General features: G+C 31.8%; 5 protein-coding genes and 1 pseudogene. 2 read left to right on the forward strand and 4 right to left on the reverse strand.

The features are described 5' to 3' along the window. Window positions 1-112: 112 nt before the first annotated feature. Entirely contained in the window at window positions 113-1192 is a 1080-nt protein-coding gene (locus BLT22_RS11950; RefSeq protein ID WP_091762406.1) for an IS30 family transposase, read from the forward strand. A gap of 326 nt (window positions 1193-1518) precedes the next feature. Here BLT22_RS11950 and BLT22_RS11955 read toward each other — a convergent pair whose 3' ends face one another. The 4 genes and pseudogenes from BLT22_RS11955 to BLT22_RS12535 all read right to left on the reverse strand — a co-directional run bounded on the left by BLT22_RS11955 (window position 1519) and on the right by BLT22_RS12535 (window position 3766). Beyond that, window positions 1519-2037: a hypothetical protein gene (locus BLT22_RS11955; protein WP_091763498.1), complete on the reverse strand. Its 519-nt coding sequence runs from the start codon at window positions 2035-2037 to the stop codon at window positions 1519-1521. A 188-nt stretch (window positions 2038-2225) separates the two neighbouring features. Then, a pseudogene (locus BLT22_RS12525) lies at window positions 2226-2858 on the reverse strand (LA2681 family HEPN domain-containing protein). Window positions 2859-2894: 36 nt separating this feature from the next. Further along, a complete protein-coding gene (locus tag BLT22_RS12530) occupies window positions 2895-3080 on the reverse strand; it encodes a hypothetical protein (protein ID WP_091763501.1) in 186 nt (61 codons plus the stop codon). A gap of 251 nt (window positions 3081-3331) precedes the next feature. Then, window positions 3332-3766: a hypothetical protein gene (locus BLT22_RS12535; RefSeq protein WP_091763502.1), complete on the reverse strand. Its 435-nt coding sequence runs from the start codon at window positions 3764-3766 to the stop codon at window positions 3332-3334. A gap of 581 nt (window positions 3767-4347) precedes the next feature. Between BLT22_RS12535 and BLT22_RS11985 the strand changes: the two genes are divergently transcribed. After that, the coding region (locus tag BLT22_RS11985; protein WP_176935493.1) for a transposase at window positions 4348-4597 on the forward strand (250 nt) is incomplete at its 3' end.

A 4597-nucleotide genomic window follows, 5' to 3' on the forward strand; every position in this document is an offset into this window, starting at 1 on the left:
GCTGGATTTTATAATGAAGTTAGCCACCAAGACTAACTAAAAAAAACGCCATGTGAATTTCATGTTATATTGAAGTTATACCACTAACTCTCAATAGACAGGATGAATTCACATGACGCATTCTAACCATAACACATTAGCACGTACGGGAAAACACTTATCTCATTCAGAACGGGCTCAAATTGCCATTTTAAAGAACCAAAATTACTCTAATCGTCAGATTGCGCATGCATTGGGACGTGTCCCGCAAACCATTCATAGTGAAATACATCGTGGGACAATCACTCAACTTAACCGTCAAAAGCAATCCGGCAAAGTGTATGATTACTATACGACCTACTACGATCCTGATGCCGGACAAGCAGCTTACGATCGACTTCGATTGAACTGTGGTCGTCGGCCAAAATGGGCTGATACAGATGCATTTATTGAGTGGGCAGATGATAAACTGTTACTGGAAAAATGGTCTCCAGATGTGGTTGTTGGATTTGCTAGGACACACGACTTATTTGATCCGTCTATCATTCCCTGTACAACCACTCTTTATGGATGGATTGACAAAGGGATCATGAGAACCACGAATATGGATTTGCTTGAAAAACTATCACGCAAGCCAAAAGATTCTTCTTACAGAAGCAGAAAAAACAAGCGTATTTTAGGTCAATCCATTGAACAAAGACCTGCTGAAATCAATGATCGACAGACCTTTGGTCACTGGGAAATTGATACTGTGGTTGGTAATAAAGGAAAGACGGATTCTGTATTACTCACATTAGTTGAACGCCAAACACGCTTTGAAATCATCCTTAAACTCACGGGGAAAGATAAAGAATCTGTTGATCAAGCCATTAGTCAGTTAAGACAACGAGCGGGTGATAGATTCTCTACAATATTCAAAACCATTACTTCTGATAATGGATCTGAATTCGCCGGTCTTCATGAGGCGCTTCAAGAAACGCTGGATGTCTACTTCAGCCATCCTTACGCTTCATGGGAAAGAGGAACGAGCGAGAACCAACATAAATTTATTCGTCGATTTATTCCAAAAGGGAAAGCCATCAGTCAGTTTAGTGAAACCCAATGCTTGAGAATACAACAATGGATGAATGACTATCCACGGAAGATACTCGGCTATCAAACACCTCATGTCTGTTTTGCCAACGCTCTACGCTCTTTGTCCCAAATGACCTAAGTTTCGTTAGTGCTGAACAAATGACGAGTGACATCTTCTAATAACCGATTAAACAACAGAAAATTAACCGATAATATATTTTAAACTAAGTGGCTAACTTATACTTGAAATTTACAAAAAACTATTTTTAATAGAAACGTAATAATCCATTTAAATTATCACTTATAACTGAAGTCTGGAAGATATATTTAGTAAGAATTCTCATAGAAAAATTTTCTTTACTGCGAATGTAAAATGATAATTCTAATCTACAAAACAATTCCATAATTGTAGTTTTCGATACCATAACATAACTTCTTTTTTTGTATAAATAATAATCTGATTTTTTATTCTGACAACTTATTTAAAATATATTCGGTTTCCTTCGTAACATGTTCTAATAAGTCTATTGATTTTATTTGAATTAGCTCTAAGTCATCAAAATAGTTCTTCAAAGTATAATTATCTGGAATTTTAAAATTCTCAAATCTGTCTTGTTTGATTATAAGAGATCCAATTATTTGATCTGGATAGATGGTTACATATTTAAGTTGAAGTTTTACAATTGTTTCCCACTTTATTCTAGTTATTGGGAAATAATTCACTAAAACCGAAATCTCTCTCATAGTATTCCTATCAAAAAATCGCTTTTCTATTTGGTCTCTTTTTTTTTTGAATAAATCAATATCTTCTTTTTCAAAATGTAATTGAGATTCCCTAAGGAAATTTTGTATCAATAAAGTTATTTCAGTATTATATCTACCAAATTGACCTAATAATTCATACAACTCTGCTAACTTTTCTATCTTAAATTTATTTAAATAGTTGTTATTATTATCTCTCTTTTGTTCTAAATGATATTGCATTCCTATTTTTTCGATTTCTGCATCAATTTGTTTATCAATACTTTATTTTTGGCTTTTAATGTTGTTTTTAGAAACAATATAGGAGACTATAGCAGATACTATTATTCCACCAAAAGAACCAATAAGCCCCATCAATGCATCAATTGGAATACCGTTTAGAGTGTTAGTTTCTATTTTAATCATCCTTTCTATTTATCATGAAACTTAGATAAAAATAATTGTACAAGTAATTGATTCGAATCTTTATTTAACTTTTTCTTACTTTCCTCAATTTCAATAATCATAGTCAACTGAATTATTGATTCTCTTGTTAATTTTAATAACTCAACAGTCAGCTTTTCAAACTCTTGAAAACTAATATTGTAAGCAAATTCATCAAATCTTTCATCGTTGTTGTTTAAACCCTCCCCCATAATAGTCTAAGATTTTTAAATACCTATGCTCCATAGCATTTCTTACATCAGATATTTTTTCAATAAAGGATCGATATGTTTATCTTCATAAACCGTTTTATTCCTTAAATCTTTATATATCCACCACAATCCGTTCAAAGCATAATTTTCTTGTAGAATTTTTTGAATTTCTTCTCTTCTTTTATTCTTTCTCATATCTTTATACCATAGATTAACAAAACTAATAGTTCCATCTGGTATTTTCAATTTAAAATATTTATTTAGGAAGTAAGCTATTTTATCAAAAATTGAATATATACTTCTATAAGCTGCTTTTACTTTTTCAATTCCTATTCCATATATAGGATAATCTAAAGTATTTACCAGAAATACTTTCTTATTGAAAAAATGTGTGTTTCTATCAGTCAAGCCCTCGTAAGCCCAAAATCTTGCAGATGCATACTCTTACTTAATTTGATTAAAAATACCATGATACTTTGGAAATCGAGAATCTTCATTATTTTCTATCATGGTAGTCAAATGCAAGGGGTCATAGCCAACTTGCATTTCAAAAAAAACACCATTTAGCTGATTGAGAGCTAATCCATTATTTCCTATCCAAGTTCTATACTTTTTTTCTTCATCAGACATATTCTCTACAGGATTCAGAAATTCAGTTAAAGATAATTCTTGCTCTAAATAATCTGAGCAGATATAATTTTTAATTCTATTAAAATAATCTTAATTCTATTAGAATAATCGTAGAAAAGACTCTGGGCATAATCCCTCTCAGGATATGATACTTTTTCATCTAGCACTTTCCTCAGCAATTGAAATGCATAGTAGAGCATGATTTCATGATTGCTTTTATCATAGTGTGAGTAATCAACTATTTTCAAAGCTTAATTTCCAATAGCCATCGGAAATTCCATATCTAGAATATCATTTAGATTGTTAATTGATTTAACATACCTACCACATTGAGATAATATATTTCCATAATTAACACCTATTTGTAAAATTAGACCATCTATATGAGCCTTAAAGAGAATGTAAGTCTCTTTAGATAATATTTCTATTTCTTCATACCTCATCAGGCATAGGGCTTTTGCTGTTCGATAAAAGTAAAAACATCGTTCGTATATTTGTTCTTTAATACTTTCATTTTCTTCCTTTGATAGAACTCCCATTAAGCTAGTAGCTGCACAATATAAATAATCAGCTCTAATCATAATATCAAAATCTTCTCGATGACCTAGATCAAAACAAGTTTGGCTTAAACTTAACGATGCATTTAAATCTGCGGAATCAAGAGCATAATCACATTTCATTTGCATAGATCTTAATTCTTTGTCTTCCCACCAATGTTTAATATATACTCCCCCCTAAGTTAGTTATTATGCTATTCTTTAAGTAACTATTGAAAAACGAACTAAGATAATCAATCTGATAAATAAAGCTTTAAACAGTAAATCGTAATAAAATCATATTTATGTATTAAAGAAGCTCGGTATGCTGCTTTTCCATCCTGAGCTTCTTCAGTAAATTCACCCTACTGATACTTCTATCTCATAAGAAATAAGACGGTTCACTTCTACTGCATACTCCATTGGAAATTTGGTGAAGGGTTCTACAAAGCCCATGACAATCATTTCTTTGGCGGTTTCTTCGTTTAGTCCATAGTCATTTTCTTTTCTATATATAATATTATATTTAGCTAGACGAACTTATTTTTAACATCCAATTAATTATTTCCTCTGAAGTTAAACCATATGATACTAATGTAAATAAAGTAAATATAAATATCATTAGTCTAATATTATCGAGAGTGTAAAATATCTTGTGTAAATAGAAAAAAGGAAGTCCCTTCTGTAGAATAGAGTTACCACACTACATTCACAGAAAAGAGGACTTCCCTATGAACAATCTTACTACAGATATCTCACAGACTCTAGCCACAAAAGGTGATTTAAACGAATGTTTCCGTTCTCATCTAGAATTAGCCGTTAACACCCTCTTAAAAACAGAATTGACTGCCTTTTTGGATTATGAAAAATATGATCGGATCGGTTTCCATTCAGGAAACTCTCGGAATGGCACCTATGATCGTAAGGTCAAAACCGAATGCGGCGAACTTCAGCTTCAGATTCCACGTGATCGGAATGGTG

Source organism: Marinilactibacillus psychrotolerans (genome assembly GCF_900101525.1).
In the GTDB taxonomy this organism is placed as follows: domain Bacteria; phylum Bacillota; class Bacilli; order Lactobacillales; family Carnobacteriaceae_A; genus Marinilactibacillus; species Marinilactibacillus psychrotolerans.

Excerpts from the sequence above, each read along its gene's own strand:
- BLT22_RS11950 (WP_091762406.1), top strand. The coding sequence starts at position 113 with ATGACGCATTCTAACCATAACACATTAGCACGTACGGGAAAACACTTA.
- BLT22_RS11955 (WP_091763498.1), bottom strand. The coding sequence starts at position 2,037 with ATGCAATATCATTTAGAACAAAAGAGAGATAATAATAACAACTATTTA.
- BLT22_RS12530 (WP_091763501.1), bottom strand. The coding sequence starts at position 3,080 with ATGTCTGATGAAGAAAAAAAGTATAGAACTTGGATAGGAAATAATGGA.
- BLT22_RS12535 (WP_091763502.1), bottom strand. The coding sequence starts at position 3,766 with ATGCAAATGAAATGTGATTATGCTCTTGATTCCGCAGATTTAAATGCA.